A 17,619-nucleotide genomic window follows, 5' to 3' on the forward strand; every position below is an offset into this window, starting at 1 on the left:
GGCTTATTTATAATTAATTCTATTTTTCATCTTTCAACTTCCATTATTTGAACCTCGATAAATTCGCTCCATCTGCTCTGGAGAAAGTCGTCTCATTGGAAACCACTCAAATGGAGAAACAGACTGTTTCTCATAAGGTTGAACATCATCCTGCTGGTTTTGGGGGGAACGCAGAGCTACATTGGTATTTGTAACCTCACCTCTGAAGGACTCATCTATTTCTGATGGTGGCAGCTGAGTTTGAGGCAAAACATAAGCGTGTTTCTGGGGATCGTATGCGAAAACTTCTCCTGTTTCAATGTGATAAATCCAAGCATAAATGCTGAGTTCTCCTTGATAAAGCTTAGAGTGAACCACTGGATATGTCCGCAAATTCTCAATTTGAGTCAGAACATTTTCGGCAATCATAATCTCTAGCAGTTCTTCTCCGTCATAGTGACTGTAATGGTCTATAACTAGCCTTCGAGTTGCCTCTGCATATTTAAGCCAATCATGTACGAGCGGCATTTCATCGCTGAGATTGTGTAACTTCATTAATCCTTTCATTGCACCGCAATGAGAGTGACCACAAATAATAATTTGGCGAATGTCTAAAGCTTGAACAGCATATTCAATTGTCGCACCTTCACCGCCATTACTTGCTCCATAGGGTGGAATGATGTTACCTGCATTGCGAATGACAAATAATTCACCAACTTGGGCTTGTGTAATTAGATTTGGATCGAGACGCGAATCAGAACAGGTAATAAATAATACTCTGGGCTTTTGACCCTGTGAAAGTTGCTCAAATAATTGTTGATGTGTCGAAAAATAGCTAGATTTAAATTCGCGCAGACCTTTAATTAATCTCTTCATTACTAAGTTCTAGAATTTTTTGGGGTTAATAACTATATCACAGACAACAGATTGGGGTAGTAAAGATGACTTTCTTTCTACGTTTTTTCAATTGTAAAGATTACTTTATTATAAATTAATTTGGTGCCTTTAATATCCTCTACCATTTGGTGGAATTACTTTTTTCTCTTGTTCCTCTCAGTTCCTTAGCAGGTAACATTACTGTGTGAGAATGCCTTGAGCGTATTTTAAACTAGTTATATCCTGAGATAAAAATGCGATCGCTTTGTTGTCATGATAAACCGAGGACGACACAGATAGAGAGCAAATGATTCAAACTATACCAACCGCTTTATCTTCGTACTTAAACTCTCTTCAGATCGTGTTCGGTTGAATACTTAATAATTAGGACTGACGCAAAAACACGCAGACTTAGAAATTTTTGAATTAAAAGTAATTAGTCGGACATGATATTATCTGCTCTGGGAAAATTTGATGGTCAGTTTGCGACATCAAAATTTTTACCGTACACTGAGCGATCGCTTGCGGTAAGCCTTCTGGGTGAAGCTCGCAGGCTCACCGCAACGCGTTTACTATACAGAATTTCCAATTCTCCCCCTTACCCTCTTGCGAATTCTTAATTAGTTGATACACTTGTTCTTCATTAGCCCAGGGAACCAGCGCCTATGGTGCACATCAAGCGCGTGGAACTTACGAACTTCAAATCCTTCGGTGGCACTACTTCTGTCCCTTTGCTACCGGGGTGTACTGTCATATCTGGGCCAAATGGTTCGGGTAAGTCTAATATTTTAGATGCACTGCTCTTTTGCCTGGGACTCTCCAGTTCTAAGGGAATGCGAGCCGAACGCTTGCCGGATTTGGTAAATAACACTCAAACCGCAAAAGGACGTGCTTCGATTGAGGCTAGCGTCACGGTGACATTTGATTTGTCGGATGAAATTTCACACAAAGACACCAAGGCACACAGGGAGGAGGCAGGGGAGGCAGAGGAAGCAGAGGAGGCAGAGGAGGCAGAGGAGGAAAATCTAAAATCCAAAATCCAAAATCCAAAATCGACAGAGTGGAGTGTTACTAGAAGGCTACGAGTCACTCACCAAGGGACTTACACATCGAATTACTATATCAATGGTGTACCTTGCACGTTGACAGAGTTGCATGGGGAACTAAGTAATCTACGGGTTTATCCTGAAGGCTACAATGTGGTACTGCAAGGGGATGTCACCAGCATTATCTCGATGAATGCGCGGGAACGACGGGAAATTATTGATGAATTAGCAGGGGTAGCGGCGTTCGATCGCAAAATTGTCCAAGCCAAATCAACTTTAGATGAGGTAAAGGAAAAAGAAGATAGCTGTCGGATTATTGAAACGGAATTAACTGCACAGCGCGATCGCCTTTCTCAAGATCGGGCAAAAGCTGAGAAATATCAAAAACTCCGCACGGAATTTCTGGCGAAACAATCTTGGGAAGCTGTTTTATCATGGCGTTCTTTGCAAACACAACAAGAAAAATTAGTTCATGAAATTCAAACAGGCGATCGCAATTTTACTGAACTCACTACCCAACTCACAAACCTAAATTCTGAAATCGTCCAAAAAACTGCTGAACTTGAACAACTCAATGCCCACGTAAAAGCGTTGGGAGAAGAGGAACTTTTGGCAGTACAATCTACCCTCGCCACCCAAGAAGCAGAACGTAAACAACTCCAGCGTCAGTTAACGGAATTACAAACAGCCTCCCAAGAAACTGCCAAACGTCTGACTCAAACTCAGCAAGAGATTCAAAAACACCGTCATTCCCTAGAAGAAATTGCCGAAACACACATTGTAGAGACGCGATTCATCGCGTCTTCCCAGCAACAAAGAAATGAAGCACAGCAATCTCTAGAAACCTCCCGCGAAGCCGCCGCAGAAATTGCCTCAGCCTCGGAAGCTTGGGTACAGCAACAAACGGCATTCAACCGTCAAATAGAAGCTTTACTGCACACTCTAGAACCGCAACGCACCGAACAAGCACAACTCAGAGAACGCAATAATCAGTTACAGCAGTTAATCCAAGAGCAAACCCAGTTAATTGAACGCGACGAACCGCTACTAGCAGAAAAACAAACTGAGTGTAATCGAGTTGAAACAGAATTTAACACCTCTAGCGAACCCATCCAAAATTTAGCCCAAAATCTCTCAGCTACAGAACAAGAACTGCAAATTCAACAGGAAACCCAAAAACGGTTACTTTCTGAACAACGGGAAAAACAACGCCAATTGGATAAAATCGAGGCGCAAGCCCAAGCACAGCAAGAAGTCCAAGGAACCCAAGCTAGTAAAGTCATTTTACAATCGGGAATGCCTGGACTTTGTGGCTTAGTTGTGCAGTTAGGAAAGGTGGAACCCCGCCATCAGCTAGCTTTAGAAATGGCTGCTGGGGGACGCTTGGGACATATTGTGGTGGAAGATGACAGCATCGCCGCAGCGGGTATTGAACTGCTCAAACAAAAACGTGCAGGCAGAGCAACTTTTTTACCACTGAATAAAATTCACGCTCCTAAATTTACTCAAGATGCAACGCTGCGTTTTGCTAGCGGCTTCGTTAACTATGCTGTTAACTTAGTCGATTGCGATCGCCGTTACAAAGATGTCTTCAGCTATGTTTTCGGGAACACGGTGGTATTCGCCAACCTGGAAGCGGCGCGGAAAAACTTAGGATTGTATCGCATCGTCACCTTAGACGGGGAACTCTTAGAAACCAGTGGTGCAATGACTGGTGGTAGTAATACCCAGCGTTCAGCGTTACGCTTTGGTAATGCGGAAGCAGGAGAATCTGATGAAGCGATCGCTTTAAAAACTCGCTTGGTGGATATTGAGCGGGTTTTAGAGCGTTGTACGGAAGCGATCGCTACTTTGTCAGCCAGAACCAAAAAACTCACCCAGGAACTCACCGAAGCGCGTCAAGCACGGCGAGAACAGCAGTTGCAACTGGAACAGTTGCAAAAAGATATTAAGAATTTGACAGCGCAATTAGAGGGAACGCGATCGCAACTCGCCCAAAACAGCGAAAAATTAGCCACTGCTCAATCTCGATTAGAAATTTTAGAGCGGGAATTACCTGGGCAAGAAAATGAATTGCAACAATTGCGACACGCCTTAGCAGAGTTAGAGGCATCTCAAACCCCCAGTGAATGGCAACAAATCCAGGCAACCATTAAAATTCAAGAGCAACAATTGCAACAACGCGAAACAGCGTTACGGGAAGCTGAACAAAGATTAAAAAATTTAGAAAATCAGCAACAACGTTTGCAAGAAAAAATCCAAGAGGCAGAAACGCGAATCACCGAATACGAAACCCAACAAATCTCTTGTAGAGACGCGATTCATCGCGTCTCCACACAAATCACAACGCTAGACGAGCAAATCACCCAAACCCGTTTATCGTTGAGTCAAATGGAGCAGAATTTGGGAGAAGAGAAACAAAAACGCGATGCTACAGAACTAGAAGTGCGATCGCACCTTTTACGTCAACAACAATTGGAATGGGAAATCCAAAAACTCCAAGAAACCCAAGAGAAGCGGCGGGAAGAACTAATTGCACTGCAAACTCAATTGCGGGATGTGGGAGCAGAATTACCAAATCCCTTGCCAGAAGTTCCAGACAAGGTAGACTTAGAAGAATTGCAGAAAGAATTGCGATCGCTTACCAAACGCTTACAGGCAATGGAACCCGTCAATATGCTGGCGTTGGAAGAATACGAACGCACGCAAAACCGTCTCCAAGAACTGACGCAAAAATTAGAGACACTAGAAGGGGAACGCACCGAACTACTTTTACGGATTGAAAACTTTACTACATTGCGGCAACTTGCCTTTAAAGAAGCTTTCGATGCCGTTAACGAAAACTTCCAATCAATTTTTGCCATTCTTTCCGACGGTGACGGCTTCTTGCAACTCGAAAATCCCGAAGATCCCTTTAGCAGTGGGTTAAATTTAGTCGCGCACCCCAAAGGTAAACCAGTACAGCGCCTAGCTTCCATGTCTGGGGGAGAAAAATCACTCACAGCCTTGAGCTTTATCTTTGCCCTGCAACGCTACCGTCCATCGCCATTTTACGCCTTTGACGAAGTAGATATGTTCCTAGATGGGGCAAACGTAGAGCGATTAGCTAGAATGATTAAACAACAGTCACAACAAGCGCAATTTATAGTTGTGAGTTTGCGTCGTCCGATGATAGAATCAGCCGAACGCACAATTGGCGTTACTCAAGCACGAGGAGCTTACACTCAAGTTTTGGGGATTAAGTTACAATCATCCAATACATCTGCTTGAGTTTTTGTTAATAATAGTGTATAGATAAACCACGTAATGTGTGACTTTCTCTCAAACCTAACCCCAAACCCCTTCCCTACCAGGGAAAGAGAGCAAAAATCAAAGCCTCTCGTTCACTGGGATAGAGGTTTGGAAGTGGGATTACAAGAATTAAGTTGCACGTCGCGTTAAACCGGATTCGAGATCAGGACTCGGTATAGAATGACCTCCGAACAGATAATTAGGCGTTCCGACATATTAAATACCCAGGTGATTACCCGCGACAACGGCAAGCGGCTAGGTATCATCAGTCAAGTCTGGGTTGATATCGATCAAAGAGAGGTTGTGGCTCTTGGTTTGCGAGACAGCCTGATCTCCATTTCGGGCATACCGCGCTATATGTACCTCAACAACATCAGCCAGATTGGTGATGTCATCCTGGTTGATAACGAAGATGTCATTGAAGATATCGAAGTTGAATCTCTCAGTAATTTGATTAACTGGGAAGTAATTACAGAAACAGGTGAAGTCTTAGGCAAAGTTCGGGGCTTCAAGTTCAACGGCGAAACCGGCAAGCTTAACTCCATAGTTATTGCTTCTTTAGGATTGCCCCAAATTCCCGATCAATTTTTGAGTACTTACGAGTTCTCAGTAGATGAAATTGTCAGCACTGGCCCCAATCGGTTGATTGTGTTTGAGGGAGCTGAAGAACGAGTAGACCAGTTAACAGTTGGTTTACTAGAGCGCTTGGGTATCGGCAAAGCACCGTGGGAGCGAGATATAGAAGAAGAATACGGCTATACTCCACCACGCCAAGTTGCACCAGGTAATCAACTGCCTAGCGGAGTGCCATTGCAGCCACCCAGGCAAAAAGTTCGCGCTCCCGAACCCGTAGCGCGGGAAGAAGAATGGAATGAAGACTATGTAGAAGAGGAAAGGCCACAACGTCAGGTAATGAAGGCGCGGCAGTATGAATCTATTCAATATGAAGAAGATGAGGAAGAAGATAACTGGAGCGAGGCAACAGGCAACGACAGGTATCAACAACCGCAGCCGCTAAAATATGAAGCCCAGCCCTACAGCAAGCCTTATGTTGACGAATACGATGATTATGACGATGTAGACGGCGATGCTTGGGAAGATGCGCCTAAGCCTGTGAATATTCCCAAGAAAGTCAAGGAAAGACAGCCAGAATACGAAGAAGAAGGCGGATATTAAGTAATTCGTAATTCAACTGGAAAATTACGAAGTATTTTAAAATTAATTCAGCCCTTTCCTGACCTACAAGGAGAGGGCTAATTTTTTAGAACGTAGTAGAGTGTGTTAGCGACAGCATAAGGCATTGTCTAAACTAAAGGGTAATTTGAGTAAAATTTTCTTGCTGCTTGATATGTAGTGAGCTTTCTGGTACAATTCCCCATCTATTGGCTCAGGGGTAGATATTCAATTCGATCCTGGTATTCCATCACCACTGAGGATTTGTCATAATTAATGCCGTCGCCTGAGAGCTATCTAATGAATGGGAGAAAAAATATCCCTGCCCATATTCACAGTTAAACTTTCTCAACATTGCTAGTTGCTCTTCTGTCTCCACCCCTTCGGCGGTTACATCCACACCTAATTTGTGTGCCAGTGTAATAATTGTCTGAACAATATCTAAATTTCCATCATCAAAAATGCTTCCGCTAACAAAAGAGCGGTCTATCTTCAACTGATTAATTGGAAAGTGGTGGAGACGACCTAAGTTGCTCAGAGCTGCAAAACTATGAAGCGTAGGTGGAAGTAATGGTCAAATCTAAATATCAGTATTAATAAATACTAAAAAACTGTCATCTATAGCAGGGTATACTTTTAATACTTATACCAATTCTATGTATGTAGATTATTTTGATCTGAACGCTATAACAGTTTGTAACTAATTAGTAAACTATTCAGAAACTCCCCAAAAACTGCTAGCGTCAAACAAAGTAAAATAGCGTTGTGGATCTTCAAGCTTGAAAACCCGTTCTAATTACTGGCAATTGCTGCCTTATATCCGACTCCAGTGGCAAACCATCATCAAGGGACTTATTGGTATCTTGGGATACGTGCTAGCGACTTTAGTATTAATTAATCTCGCTGGTAAATTGGCAATTCCCTTTGCTCAAGGTAATGTAGTCGCGATCGCTCAAATAACTGGCAGCTGTGCTTTAGTATTTCTTGTTCGAGGCTTGTTTCAGTCTATACAAGATATGTATATGGCGAAAGCTGCTTTGCGAGTTGCTTTTCATCTCCGCCAGCAAGTCTACGCACATCTTCAAAAGCTAAATCTCAGTTATTTTGAAACGGCAAAAGCTGGTGATTTATCTTACCGCCTCACCGAAGATGTTGACCGCGTTGGCGAAGTGGTAAATAAAGTATTTCACGATTTTATCCCCTGTATTTTGCAGTTGCTAGCAATTCCGATTTACATGATTTATCTGAATTGGCAACTGACATTAGCAACAATGATAGTTGCACCACTCATGGGTATTTTAGTTGGCTGGTTTGGCGAACGTTTACGCAAGTATTCCTTAAAAAGTCAAAATCGCGTGTCGGGTTTATCAGCCATCCTCGCGGAAGTTTTCAACGGTATTCGTTTGGTACAGGCTTTTGCTGCCGAAAATTACGAAATTGCCCGCTTTGGTCATGAAGCAGAACGCAGCCTCAAAGCAAAATACTCAGCCGAACGCCTGAAAGCGATTCAGATTCCCATTGTGGGATTTCTGGAAGCCTTAAGTGCGTTAGCGTTACTGATTGTGGGAGGGTGGCAAATTTCCCAAGGTAACTTAACAGTGGCGAATTTTTTCAGTTATCTGGCGGCGGCGGCGCTGTTAATCGATCCCATTGGTCATACTACTAACAACTACAACGAATTCAAGCAGGGTGAAGCATCTGTTGACCGCGTTTTTGAATTGATGGCAATTCAGCCGACGGTAATCGAAAAGACAAATGCGATCGCTCTCCCTCCAGTCAATGGCAAAGTAGAATATCGTCATATTTCCTTCGCCTATAAGCCTGGTGAACCTGTATTAAAAGATATCAATTTATTGGTATCACCAGGTGAAGCGATCGCTCTTGTGGGTGCTTCTGGTGCTGGTAAAACCACATTTGTCAATCTTCTCCCCCGTTTTTACGACCCGGAAGTTGGTCAAATATTCATTGACGATGTTGATATTCGGGATGTGAAGTTGCATAGTCTGCGGCGACAAATAGGGATTGTTCCTCAAGAAACCATCATGTTTTCGGGGACGATTGCTCAAAATATCGCCTTTGGACAATATATTTTTGACATAAAAGCAGTTAAAGAGGCGGCGAAAATTGCTAATGCCCATCAATTTATTAGCCAACTACCAGAAGGTTATAAGACTTGGGTAGGCGAACGTGGGGTAAACTTATCAGGTGGACAAAGACAAAGAATTGCGATCGCTCGTGCTGTTCTACTCAATCCCCAAATCTTGATTCTCGATGAGGCGACATCAGCCTTAGATTCCGAGTCAGAAGCGCTGGTACAAGAAGCGCTGGAAAGATTGATGGAAAAACGGACGGTGTTTATTATTGCTCACCGTTTATCGACAGTGAGACGTTGCGATCGTATTTTAGTTCTCGAACAAGGACAAATTGTCGAATCGGGAACCCATGAAGAATTATTAGCCCTAGAGCGTCGCTATGCGCGGTTTTATGCCCAGCAGTTTAGTTAGAAGTGGGGAAGCTCTACCTTTGCGGGTACTCCTTCTCCCAAGGGGAGACGCTAGCGCGAACAGAAAACTCGTAGAGTAGCAGCTTTGCGTCTATGCGGTTCGTTAAAAAATTCATGATTCAGAATTCTGAATTCTGACCCTTTAGGGATTTAGCATAGTTTTTGCAAAAATAATTTCGTTAACAATATCCATGACATCATTGACTACATCTTCTGCTGTTGATGCGTCATTGATATATTGATTAAGCGATTTAAATTTTTCCGGTGAGATATTTCCCATTAATTTACTATCCCAATTTGCCAGCATTTCATCGAACACTTTTTTGGCATCGCCATTAGTGCATACAATAGGAATCACCGGAATTTTTTCTTGTTTAGCATATAGATAAGTATCATAAGTTCCGCCAACACCTCCCAGAAGAATCACCAAATCTGAATGTCGCAAACAATCGAGCCATTCATTAATACCCGACTCTGTATATTCGACTTTTCCACCCTTAAATACAGGTTGTTTTCCTCGTGGAACAACATGAGTTAACTTATCGGTTAGGCGGATATTTTGTTGCGTTATTTTTTCAGCAAACTTATCAGCTACAACATAATCTACTCCTTGCCATCCACCTGTGATCAAATTATAGTTATATTCTGCTATTTTTTCGCCAAGCTTTTGAGCGCACCAATTGATTTCATTAGGGATATTAAAGTCTCCTGTTCCTGCAACTAAAATGCTTTTTTTGTTTCTGAGTTGAACAGCATCATTTCTAATAGTATCAGTCAGTTGATTGATAAATTCATTAAAATTTTGAGATGGATCAATGCTTAATTTATCCGAGATAAAAAACATGAATTCATCAATTTTTTGAGAAATCTCTATAATTTTTTCAGCAACATCATGCATTGCTGAATCTTCGTGAGAAGATCGTTCTGAACCGATGAGTTGTTTTAGTTTTTCTTTCTGTTGCTTCCAATATTTTATGTACTCGCTCTTGCCTTCTTTGGTATATACATTGGCATCTTGTAAAACAACTGGAAAAACTTTCTGCTCATAACCCTTGTGTTTCATAATTTTAACAGCTTCAAACATACAGTATTCCGAGCGCAAATATTTGTCGCTGATTACAACAATCACATAGTTACCACGCCCGATTTCCTGCATGAAATTTTGTATACTTTTACCTAGTGTTAAATAGTTGCGATCGCGAATTAAGTTATAACGTTTAGAAAGAAGTGCTGCACAAATTTTATCGACTAATTCTTCACGTTGACTACCTAATTCACTCTTGTTGTCTTTCCATGCATACGATATATATATTTCATTCATTTTTTTAAGTTTTTATGTAAGCAATACATTTTGACCTCTCTCCTTTTAGTTTTAGGAGTTGCTGAATAAAATTTTACTTTTATATTGGAAAAGAAACCTACGTATTTTCTCGCAATTAAATTCAGATTTCTGTATTTATACAATTCAGCATTATTTTTAGAGACGTTGCATTACAACGTCTCTTATTAAATTATTAGTCGTGTCAATTACGGCAGATATGATATTAATCAGTCTATCGCAATAAAAAATAGCTTTGATTTTACTATTTTTTAGACTGAATTTGCTGTATTAACTCATAAAAAGGCTGCCAATTATCTTCCTGGGCAATTGCTTCCCAAGTAGCTTCAATCACAGATCTTAATAATACCGTTTTGGGATTATTAACAGCTAGAGTTTGGGCAATTACATCGGTGCCACCGCTATCAAAATCGTTCAAAATTTGATGGTATAGTATGCACCAATCATCAAATATTCCAGATGTACCCGGTACTGGCACAATACCAGAATTATTCATCACAAAACCTGGTTCATCTCGCCATTTCGATGAAAAAGTACGAGCCATCTCATAAAAAAACTGGTGATAACCAACTTGGCTATCTTTCAAAAATTCAACCGTTAGATTCAATATTTCCGCAGCTTGTGGATGTGGCAACTCCGAAAAACCTAACTTTTTCAACATCAAAGAACTGTATTCAGCTTGATAATACTCATCAAACATTTCTAATCTCGCTTCCATTTCACCTTTATCAATAATCGCCTTTAAAGGTTCTTGGAGCATTTGTAAATTCAACTTGCAAATACTTGGTTGATTACCGTAACAGTAGCGCCCATAATAGTCAAAATACGCAGCTATAAAGGATGGGTTATAACTCGGAATAAATGCGTAAGGGCCATAGTCAAAACTTTCTCCCGTAATCGACATATTGTCAGTATTCAGGACTGCATGACAAAAGCCAGCCGCCATCCACTGCGCTACTAGTTCTGCAACCCGTTTAACTAATTCGGCGTAAAACAGTATATATTTATCTTCTTCAGCATTTAAGTGTCGATAATACTGCTCAATTACGTGGTCTAACAGCTTCTTAGTTAAATCTGGACGCTGGAAATAGTGCAGTCGTTCAAAAGTGCCAAATCGAATATGAGAACTGCTCATTCTAATCATCACAGATGAACGGGTAGGCGAAGGTTCATCGCCCCGCCAGAGTGGTAAACCTGTTTCAATCATGCTCAGACAGCGCGAAGTACGTACACCCAAGTAGTGCAATGCTTCCGCAGCCAGAACTTCCCGCACTCCACCTTTGAGCGTGAGCATACCATCGCCACCACGGGAGTAGGGCGTTCTCCCAGAACCTTTAGTGCCAAAATCATATAATTCGCCATCATTGGCGCGTACTTGCCCGTAGAGAAAGCCTCTACCATCACCCAACTGTCCGTTATATTCACCAAATTGATAGCCGTGGTAACGCAGTGCTAACAAAGGTTTGCGCCCCTGAAATTGACCAAAGGCTGCGATGAAATCTTCGTCTTTGACTACTTGGGGGTCTAGACCGAAACGGGGTAATAGTTCATCGTTACGCCAACGCAGGAGGTGTTGAGGAAATTCTGCTGCTGCAACCTCATCGTAGTAGTCGCCGCCTAAAGATTCTAAGGCGGTTTCGTAGTTGAGGGTGAGAAAAGGATTGCTAGAATTCTTGTCGTTTGGAGTTTCAGCCAGAGTCATTACGAGCAAAGCTAATTCATTCTTCCTTTAATACTACCTCTGGCTTCAGCATCATCAGCATAGACGCAAAAAGCGATTCATATCTAAAATCTGGCAGGCGCACAAAATAACCAACTGAATTTTGCTTCCTGACTCCTGACTCCCGACTTCTGACTCCTGACTTCTGACTCCTGACTTCTGTTTTGATAAAGTTTTGCATATAAAAAAATAAGACTGGCTCAACCGAAGTTTGGATAAAATCTGCCAGTCTTCTGAAACTTAAACTTACAGCTATTTTCAGGTAAATAGACCACGCGCTAGGGGCGCAAGGTCTTGCGCCCCTACTTAGATGTTGTTTGTGATACCTGTGAAGCGAGAATTTTTTTCACTTGCAGGTTATAAGCTTGCAAAATTGATTGAACCTGTTTCTGTTGATCTGGATTTAGATCCAAAGATTTTAACACTATTCTGATTCTCTGACGGGATTGCAGTGCTGCTTTAAATTTAGTATCTTGGGACGGGTTTAATAGAGCCTCAATATCCTTGTCTCTTTGCTGGCGAGCCACTTGGATTTGTAGGCGCTGTTGCTGTGTAAGTTTGATTGGCTGGTGTGATACAGCACTAGTCTGAGTTTTTAGGATTGGCGTAGTGGCGGGATTTGGGCCTGGTGCTGCTAAGACAACTCCGTTTAAGACGGTAGCAAAAGCGAAGATAGTAGAAAAGACAGATAAGCGCTTTATAGAATTAATGAGCATTTTAAAAAACTCCTCAAATGTTTAAGAAATTGGACATATCGGCTAAAGCTAACCTTAGTAACTAAGCTTGTTAGCGAACAAATATTACTATTGCATTTGCCTGTGGAGTTGTTGTGTATTTATGATGAATTTACTATGAATTTGTAGAGATTTACAACTGATGTATTAAACTCATTCTCATATAAATATGATGGTATTGCGAATAGCTGCAAGATGGGGATTACTCAAAAATTACAAATGAGTATTGGAGTACAATTTAAGAATAATTTACTTGTATAGATTGACTAAACAAGGTCGATAATTATGAATTATAAATAAACTGATTTAAAAGCAGTTTTAATAGATAAACAAAATAAATTATATTGACAACAATCCTCAGCTATTTTAAATTTTAGGTTCTTTCCAATAAGGATTTGTAAGACTTGTCAAAATATGATCTTCCCATTGTCCATTAATTAACAAATAGTCTCTAGCGTATCCTTCAACAACAAAACCGAGCCTTTTGAGTACATTACCACTGCGCCGATTGTGAGGCATATAGTTAGCCATAACTCGGTGAAAATTTAACTCTTCAAATAGATATTGAGTTGCAGATTTTAAACCCTCTGTCATATATCCTTTACCTTGTTTATTTTCAGCAAGGCTATATCCCACGTAGCAAAAATGAGCGGCTCCTCGGACAAAATTACTAAAATTGACCGTTCCAATAACTACAGTGGGATTTCTTTTGGTAAAAACAAATAGTTTTAATGATTGCCCATTAATAAATTCTAGAAAACTATTTTCTATTTGATATTGCCAATATTCTTCAGTGAAAAAACCATCAGCCCAAAGAGGGTAAAATGGAGTGAGATAAGTTTTGTTATCAATAAAGTATTTAAGAATTTGGGGTATATCTTCATGGATCGCTGCTCGTAATAACAGGCGATCGCTTGCAATTATTGGCAGTTCTGATATCATAAATTACTTAATCGACAGGACTTCTCAGAATATTCTCTAAATTTTATAAATTCTCTCATAATCTGCGGTTTAGCAGCAGTTAGATTAGCTGTCTCATTATCAGCGCTTACGCAAGTTTCATAGTTTTTCATAAAATTTGTTAATAGTCAGGGGTCAATTAACTGATTTTATATAGACTTTGAACTCTTGACCAGCATGACAAAAGATATTATGTATGCCCAATGCCCTTTACACAAAGATGGGGTGAGTATTTTTGCTCTTAATCTGCCATTCAACCAAAATCTTGATAAGCTGATGTCTAATATCTAGAGCGGAAGGATTGAGAGCCAATGGGTGATAAAGCACAGTCCAGGGTATAACTTCGATAAAATAGCTTTGCCCAAAGGCTGTACCGCAGCAGATTTAAGCAAAAGACAGCTCAAGATTTAACCCAGTCTACAAGAAGGATAGTGATGTGGTGGGAATACGCTACGATTGGCAGGAATTAGAGATTCGGGCGATTTACAATACGCCATTGCTAGAGCTGATTTATCAAGCTGCTAGCGTGCATCGCCAATATCATGACCCAACAAAAATACAAGTTTGCAAGCTTATATCTATCAAAACGGGAGGTTGTCCAGAAGATTGTAGTTACTGCGCCCAATCTTCCCGCTATAAAACAGAGGTAAAGGCGCAAGCACTCCTAGAAAAGGAAACGGTAGTTAACATCGCCCAAAAAGCTAAAGAAACTGGTGTTAGTCGCATTTGCATGGGTGCAGCTTGGCGCGAAGTGCGGGATAACTCACAATTTGAGGAAGTCCTGGAAATGGTCAAGGATGTGACTGCAATGGGTTTAGAAGTGTGCTGCACTCTGGGTATGTTGACGGCAAATCAAGCCAGGAAATTGGAAGAAGCAGGACTTTATGCCTACAACCATAACTTAGATACCTCGCAGGAATATTACAGCACAATTATTACCACGAGAACATATAGCGATCGCTTGAACACAATTGAGAATGTCCGTCAGACAAATGTCACTGTCTGTTCCGGCGGTATCCTGGGCTTAGGCGAAACTGTAGATGACCGGGTTGGAATGTTACAAACTCTGGCAAACTTACATCCACATCCAGAGTCTGTGCCAATTAATATTCTTTCACAAGTACCAGGCACACCCTTAGAAAATCAGCCTGATGTCCCCATTTGGGACATTGTGCGGATGATTGCCACAGCCAGAATTTTAATGCCAGCTTCCGATGTGCGTCTTAGTGCGGGGAGGGCGAGACTTTCTCAAGTTGAGCAAGCTTTTTGCTTTATGGCAGGAGCCAATTCTATCTTTTCCAGCGACGACAACAAAATGTTGACGGTGACAACTCCCTGTCCAGATTACGATACTGACCGAGAAATGCTGAATTTACTTGGTTTGGGAATGCGTCCGCCTTCCCAAAGACAGGAGAAAGTAGCAAGTTCGGCTGTTGTAGGATAAATATCTAATTGTGGGATAACCGAAAGGCCCATCCCACAATAAATAATTAGATATTTTTTACTTGAATTCCCTAAGCAGGTGTCAATAAAATCAACTGCTGTTGCAAAAGGCTTCTTACCTCATCCAATCCCAGTTCTACATTTGTCAATATCTCTGCAACTGTGGAATTTTGATCGCATCTTTGCATAAACTCAAACTCTGCTACAGATAAATTCACAATTTGGTAATCGTAATTAAAGAAACATTGACTGGGAAATCCTTCAAGACAAGGATTCAGTTCGGGAATCGCTGCTAGTAGAGCGTTATCATCTGACCAGTCAGCTTTAATTAAGGGAGGACGACCGAGGAAAAACTCGTAATGAGTTACTTCTGGGTCTAATAATTCTATCAGGCGATAAAGCTGGCGATCGCTCAATTCTTTTGCCCGTTCCACTAACTCTGGTGCTTTGCCTAAAAGTCTCTCTAAATTCCAGAAACTCGGATTCGAGAAACCAATAAATTCCAATCCCGAAGCATCAATTAATTCAAACAGCGTTTCAATGTTGTAGTCAATTTCTTGAGGATGAACGTACATATCAGCAAAGTATTCATCCTTGTTGTTTTCTAGCGACCAACGTTGTTTATCGTATTTGACAATTCGGTTATTTTCTGGTAAAGAAGCAAATATTTGTCGCCCGACTTGGACACCATTGCGGTAGTCGCCTTTTTTGTCACCTTGAAGAAGTGCGATCGCTTTTTGCATGAGTTGAATTTCCCAACGTCCCAACTCCCCGTACACAAAAATGTGCATCAAGCCGCCTGGAGCTAACTTCTTCGCCAAAGCTTGAATCCCGCGAATGGGATCGGGGGTATGATGCAAAACGCCAACACAGTTAATTAAATCAAACTCACCCGGTAACTGTTCCACATCAAACAAGCTGAGGTGATGAAATTCAACGCGGTTAGCTCCAGAACGCTGACAACGTTCTTTGGCTACAGCTAAAGCACCAGTACTGAGGTCAATTCCCACAACAGCAGCTTGGGGATTGAGGTGAACCAAGTACTCTGTACCCACACCAGTACCGCAACCTGCATCTAAAATCCGAATATCTTGCCTTTGGGGTTTTTGACCGGTGCAGAAGTTATGAGCAGCTAGCCAATTCCAGCGCCAGTTGTAGCCCGGAGGTGGTTCATCCAACAGGGCTTCCGGCGGAAAGGGGTAGGTATTGTAGAGTTTGGCAACAGCAGCACTAACAGTTTGGGAATCGGACATGGTAAGTAAATCTTGGGGCAATTCTGAGTTTATCGAATATTTGTTGCTCACAGCCAAGAAGTTTTACCACCCGTTTGCAGGAAGTTGAGTTAAACTGGTTTGTTGTATAAATTTTATATCCAGCATTAACAACTGGTTACTTCTGAAATGTCAGCAATAATGAATAAACCCATTCATAAAATCCTCTTCGGGAGTCCGGGAACTGGCAAAATTACCGTGGGTATGAACAGAAACTATCTTCTAAAGACATAAAAAGTCGAAAATACGGTATTATAGAAATTAATAGAATCCCAGTATTTTACTATATTTACTTTACACTTAAAGAAATATTAGATGTAGCTAAACAAATAAAAACATAATTAAAATTTCATCTAAATCATCCTTGGTTAATATATTTGTTGTGGAATGTGCAGTTGTTTGTGGGGTAGTTATCACAGCTTAATTCACAACATCTTGAGCTTTAAATTTTTATATTGATTATAATATTTCGGTCAATTTAGGCTTGAAAAAAATTAATATATAGTCCAATCTTCTAAATGCAAATTAGGAACTTTCTCAAAATACTTCCGGTTTCGGGTTACTAAAATACTATTCATCGACAACGTAATTGCAGCAATTTGCAAATCTTGTGTACCAATGCGGATTCTTTGACGAATCAAGTCTTCGTAACAATTAATAGCATACTCGTCAAATCCTAGCGATCGCACAAAATTAAGATATAGTCCAATCTTCTAAACGCAAATTAGGAACTTTTTCAAAATCTTGCCAGTTGCGAGTAACTAAAATCCGATTCACTGACAGCGTAATTGCAGCAATACGTCAATCTTGTGTGCCAACGCGAATTTTCTGCCTAACTAATTCCGCATAAATCTTGCAAGCATCTTCGCTAAATTCCAAGACATTAATACTATTTAAATCTTCTAAGGTATCTTATAATCTAGCATAAGCTAAAACTAATTCATCTGATGAATCAGCCCTATTAATAGTATTCATTCTTCCCCGTATTTGTTCGGTAGCCGTTACAATAGTTATGGCAATATCTTGAAGGTTAAATGTATTTAATCGCTTTCTAATAGATGAATTACCCCTTTAGAGCAAAGATAGGTGATCCGTATCTAGTATTCTTAAATTATTCACATCTAAATTTACCTTAACTCCCTTTTTTCATCTAATTTGCCTCGGTATTCTTCTATATATTCGAGCATTTCCCGGATTTCTCACAAGCAGTAAAAAATAAATTTACACGACCTGATGTGAGGCATTTTTTTGATACATCATCAATCAAAATTTAGACGCGGAGAT

General features: G+C 40.8%; 13 protein-coding genes. 4 read left to right on the top strand and 9 right to left on the bottom strand.

Annotated features, from left to right (window positions below):
• Positions 1-33: 33 nt before the first annotated feature.
• On the bottom strand, positions 34-855 hold the full coding sequence (locus tag V7K53_RS02755; protein ID WP_335196128.1) for a carbonic anhydrase: 822 nt from the start codon (positions 853-855) through the stop codon (positions 34-36).
• A gap of 665 nt (positions 856-1,520) precedes the next feature.
• Here V7K53_RS02755 and smc point away from each other — a divergent pair.
• Both smc and V7K53_RS02765 read left to right on the top strand, forming a co-directional pair.
• The gene (gene smc, locus V7K53_RS02760; RefSeq protein ID WP_335196129.1) at positions 1,521-5,171 is read left to right on the top strand and encodes a chromosome segregation protein SMC; all 3,651 of its coding nucleotides are present in this window, start codon (positions 1,521-1,523) and stop codon (positions 5,169-5,171) included.
• 201 nt (positions 5,172-5,372) lie between these two features.
• Positions 5,373-6,368 (top strand): PRC-barrel domain-containing protein, encoded by a 996-nt coding sequence (locus tag V7K53_RS02765; protein ID WP_335196130.1) that lies wholly within the window; start codon positions 5,373-5,375, stop codon positions 6,366-6,368.
• Positions 6,369-6,615: 247 nt separating this feature from the next.
• Here the strand turns inward: V7K53_RS02765 and V7K53_RS02770 are convergent, their stop codons facing one another.
• Complete coding sequence (locus V7K53_RS02770) at positions 6,616-6,903, bottom strand: EAL domain-containing protein (protein WP_335196144.1); 288 nt, start codon at positions 6,901-6,903, stop codon at positions 6,616-6,618.
• 241 nt (positions 6,904-7,144) lie between these two features.
• Between V7K53_RS02770 and V7K53_RS02775 the strand changes: the two genes are divergently transcribed.
• A complete protein-coding gene (locus V7K53_RS02775; RefSeq protein WP_335196131.1) occupies positions 7,145-8,869 on the top strand; it encodes an ABC transporter ATP-binding protein in 1,725 nt (574 codons plus the stop codon).
• Positions 8,870-9,010: 141 nt separating this feature from the next.
• On the opposite strand, the gene V7K53_RS02780 is transcribed toward V7K53_RS02775, so the two are convergent.
• From V7K53_RS02780 to V7K53_RS02800, 5 genes are all read right to left on the bottom strand, one after another.
• Positions 9,011-10,189 (bottom strand): toll/interleukin-1 receptor domain-containing protein, encoded by a 1,179-nt coding sequence (locus tag V7K53_RS02780; protein WP_335196132.1) that lies wholly within the window; start codon positions 10,187-10,189, stop codon positions 9,011-9,013.
• Between the two features lie 262 nt (positions 10,190-10,451).
• Positions 10,452-11,909: a protein adenylyltransferase SelO gene (locus V7K53_RS02785; protein ID WP_335196134.1), complete on the bottom strand. Its 1,458-nt coding sequence runs from the start codon at positions 11,907-11,909 to the stop codon at positions 10,452-10,454.
• Between the two features lie 16 nt (positions 11,910-11,925).
• The gene (locus tag V7K53_RS02790; protein WP_335196135.1) at positions 11,926-12,108 is read right to left on the bottom strand and encodes a hypothetical protein; all 183 of its coding nucleotides are present in this window, start codon (positions 12,106-12,108) and stop codon (positions 11,926-11,928) included.
• 121 nt (positions 12,109-12,229) lie between these two features.
• The gene (locus tag V7K53_RS02795; RefSeq protein ID WP_335196136.1) at positions 12,230-12,643 is read right to left on the bottom strand and encodes a hypothetical protein; all 414 of its coding nucleotides are present in this window, start codon (positions 12,641-12,643) and stop codon (positions 12,230-12,232) included.
• Positions 12,644-13,027: 384 nt separating this feature from the next.
• Positions 13,028-13,603, bottom strand: coding sequence for a GNAT family N-acetyltransferase (locus tag V7K53_RS02800; protein ID WP_335196137.1), 576 nt, complete (start codon positions 13,601-13,603; stop codon positions 13,028-13,030).
• Between the two features lie 454 nt (positions 13,604-14,057).
• Here V7K53_RS02800 and bioB point away from each other — a divergent pair, with 454 nt between their 5' ends.
• Positions 14,058-15,065 carry a biotin synthase BioB gene (gene bioB, locus V7K53_RS02805; RefSeq protein WP_099100553.1) on the top strand — a complete coding sequence of 336 codons (1,008 nt, stop codon included), beginning with the start codon at positions 14,058-14,060 and terminating at the stop codon, positions 15,063-15,065.
• A gap of 70 nt (positions 15,066-15,135) precedes the next feature.
• Here bioB and V7K53_RS02810 read toward each other — a convergent pair whose 3' ends face one another.
• A complete protein-coding gene (locus tag V7K53_RS02810; protein WP_335196138.1) occupies positions 15,136-16,317 on the bottom strand; it encodes a class I SAM-dependent methyltransferase in 1,182 nt (393 codons plus the stop codon).
• Positions 16,318-16,829: 512 nt separating this feature from the next.
• Positions 16,830-17,024, bottom strand: coding sequence for a type II toxin-antitoxin system VapC family toxin (locus tag V7K53_RS02815; RefSeq protein WP_335196139.1), 195 nt, complete (start codon positions 17,022-17,024; stop codon positions 16,830-16,832).
• Between the last annotated feature and the right edge of the window lie 595 nt (positions 17,025-17,619).

The sequence above is a fragment of the Nostoc sp. genome (assembly GCF_036917355.1).
Lineage (GTDB): Bacteria > Cyanobacteriota > Cyanobacteriia > Cyanobacteriales > Nostocaceae > Nostoc.

Excerpts from the sequence above, each read along its gene's own strand:
- V7K53_RS02765 (WP_335196130.1), top strand. The coding sequence starts at position 5,373 with ATGACCTCCGAACAGATAATTAGGCGTTCCGACATATTAAATACCCAG.
- V7K53_RS02755 (WP_335196128.1), bottom strand. The coding sequence starts at position 855 with ATGAAGAGATTAATTAAAGGTCTGCGCGAATTTAAATCTAGCTATTTT.
- V7K53_RS02780 (WP_335196132.1), bottom strand. The coding sequence starts at position 10,189 with ATGAATGAAATATATATATCGTATGCATGGAAAGACAACAAGAGTGAA.
- V7K53_RS02795 (WP_335196136.1), bottom strand. The coding sequence starts at position 12,643 with ATGCTCATTAATTCTATAAAGCGCTTATCTGTCTTTTCTACTATCTTC.
- V7K53_RS02810 (WP_335196138.1), bottom strand. The coding sequence starts at position 16,317 with ATGTCCGATTCCCAAACTGTTAGTGCTGCTGTTGCCAAACTCTACAAT.
- V7K53_RS02785 (WP_335196134.1), bottom strand. The coding sequence starts at position 11,909 with ATGACTCTGGCTGAAACTCCAAACGACAAGAATTCTAGCAATCCTTTT.
- V7K53_RS02800 (WP_335196137.1), bottom strand. The coding sequence starts at position 13,603 with ATGATATCAGAACTGCCAATAATTGCAAGCGATCGCCTGTTATTACGA.
- smc (WP_335196129.1), top strand. The coding sequence starts at position 1,521 with ATGGTGCACATCAAGCGCGTGGAACTTACGAACTTCAAATCCTTCGGT.
- V7K53_RS02790 (WP_335196135.1), bottom strand. The coding sequence starts at position 12,108 with ATGCAAAACTTTATCAAAACAGAAGTCAGGAGTCAGAAGTCAGGAGTC.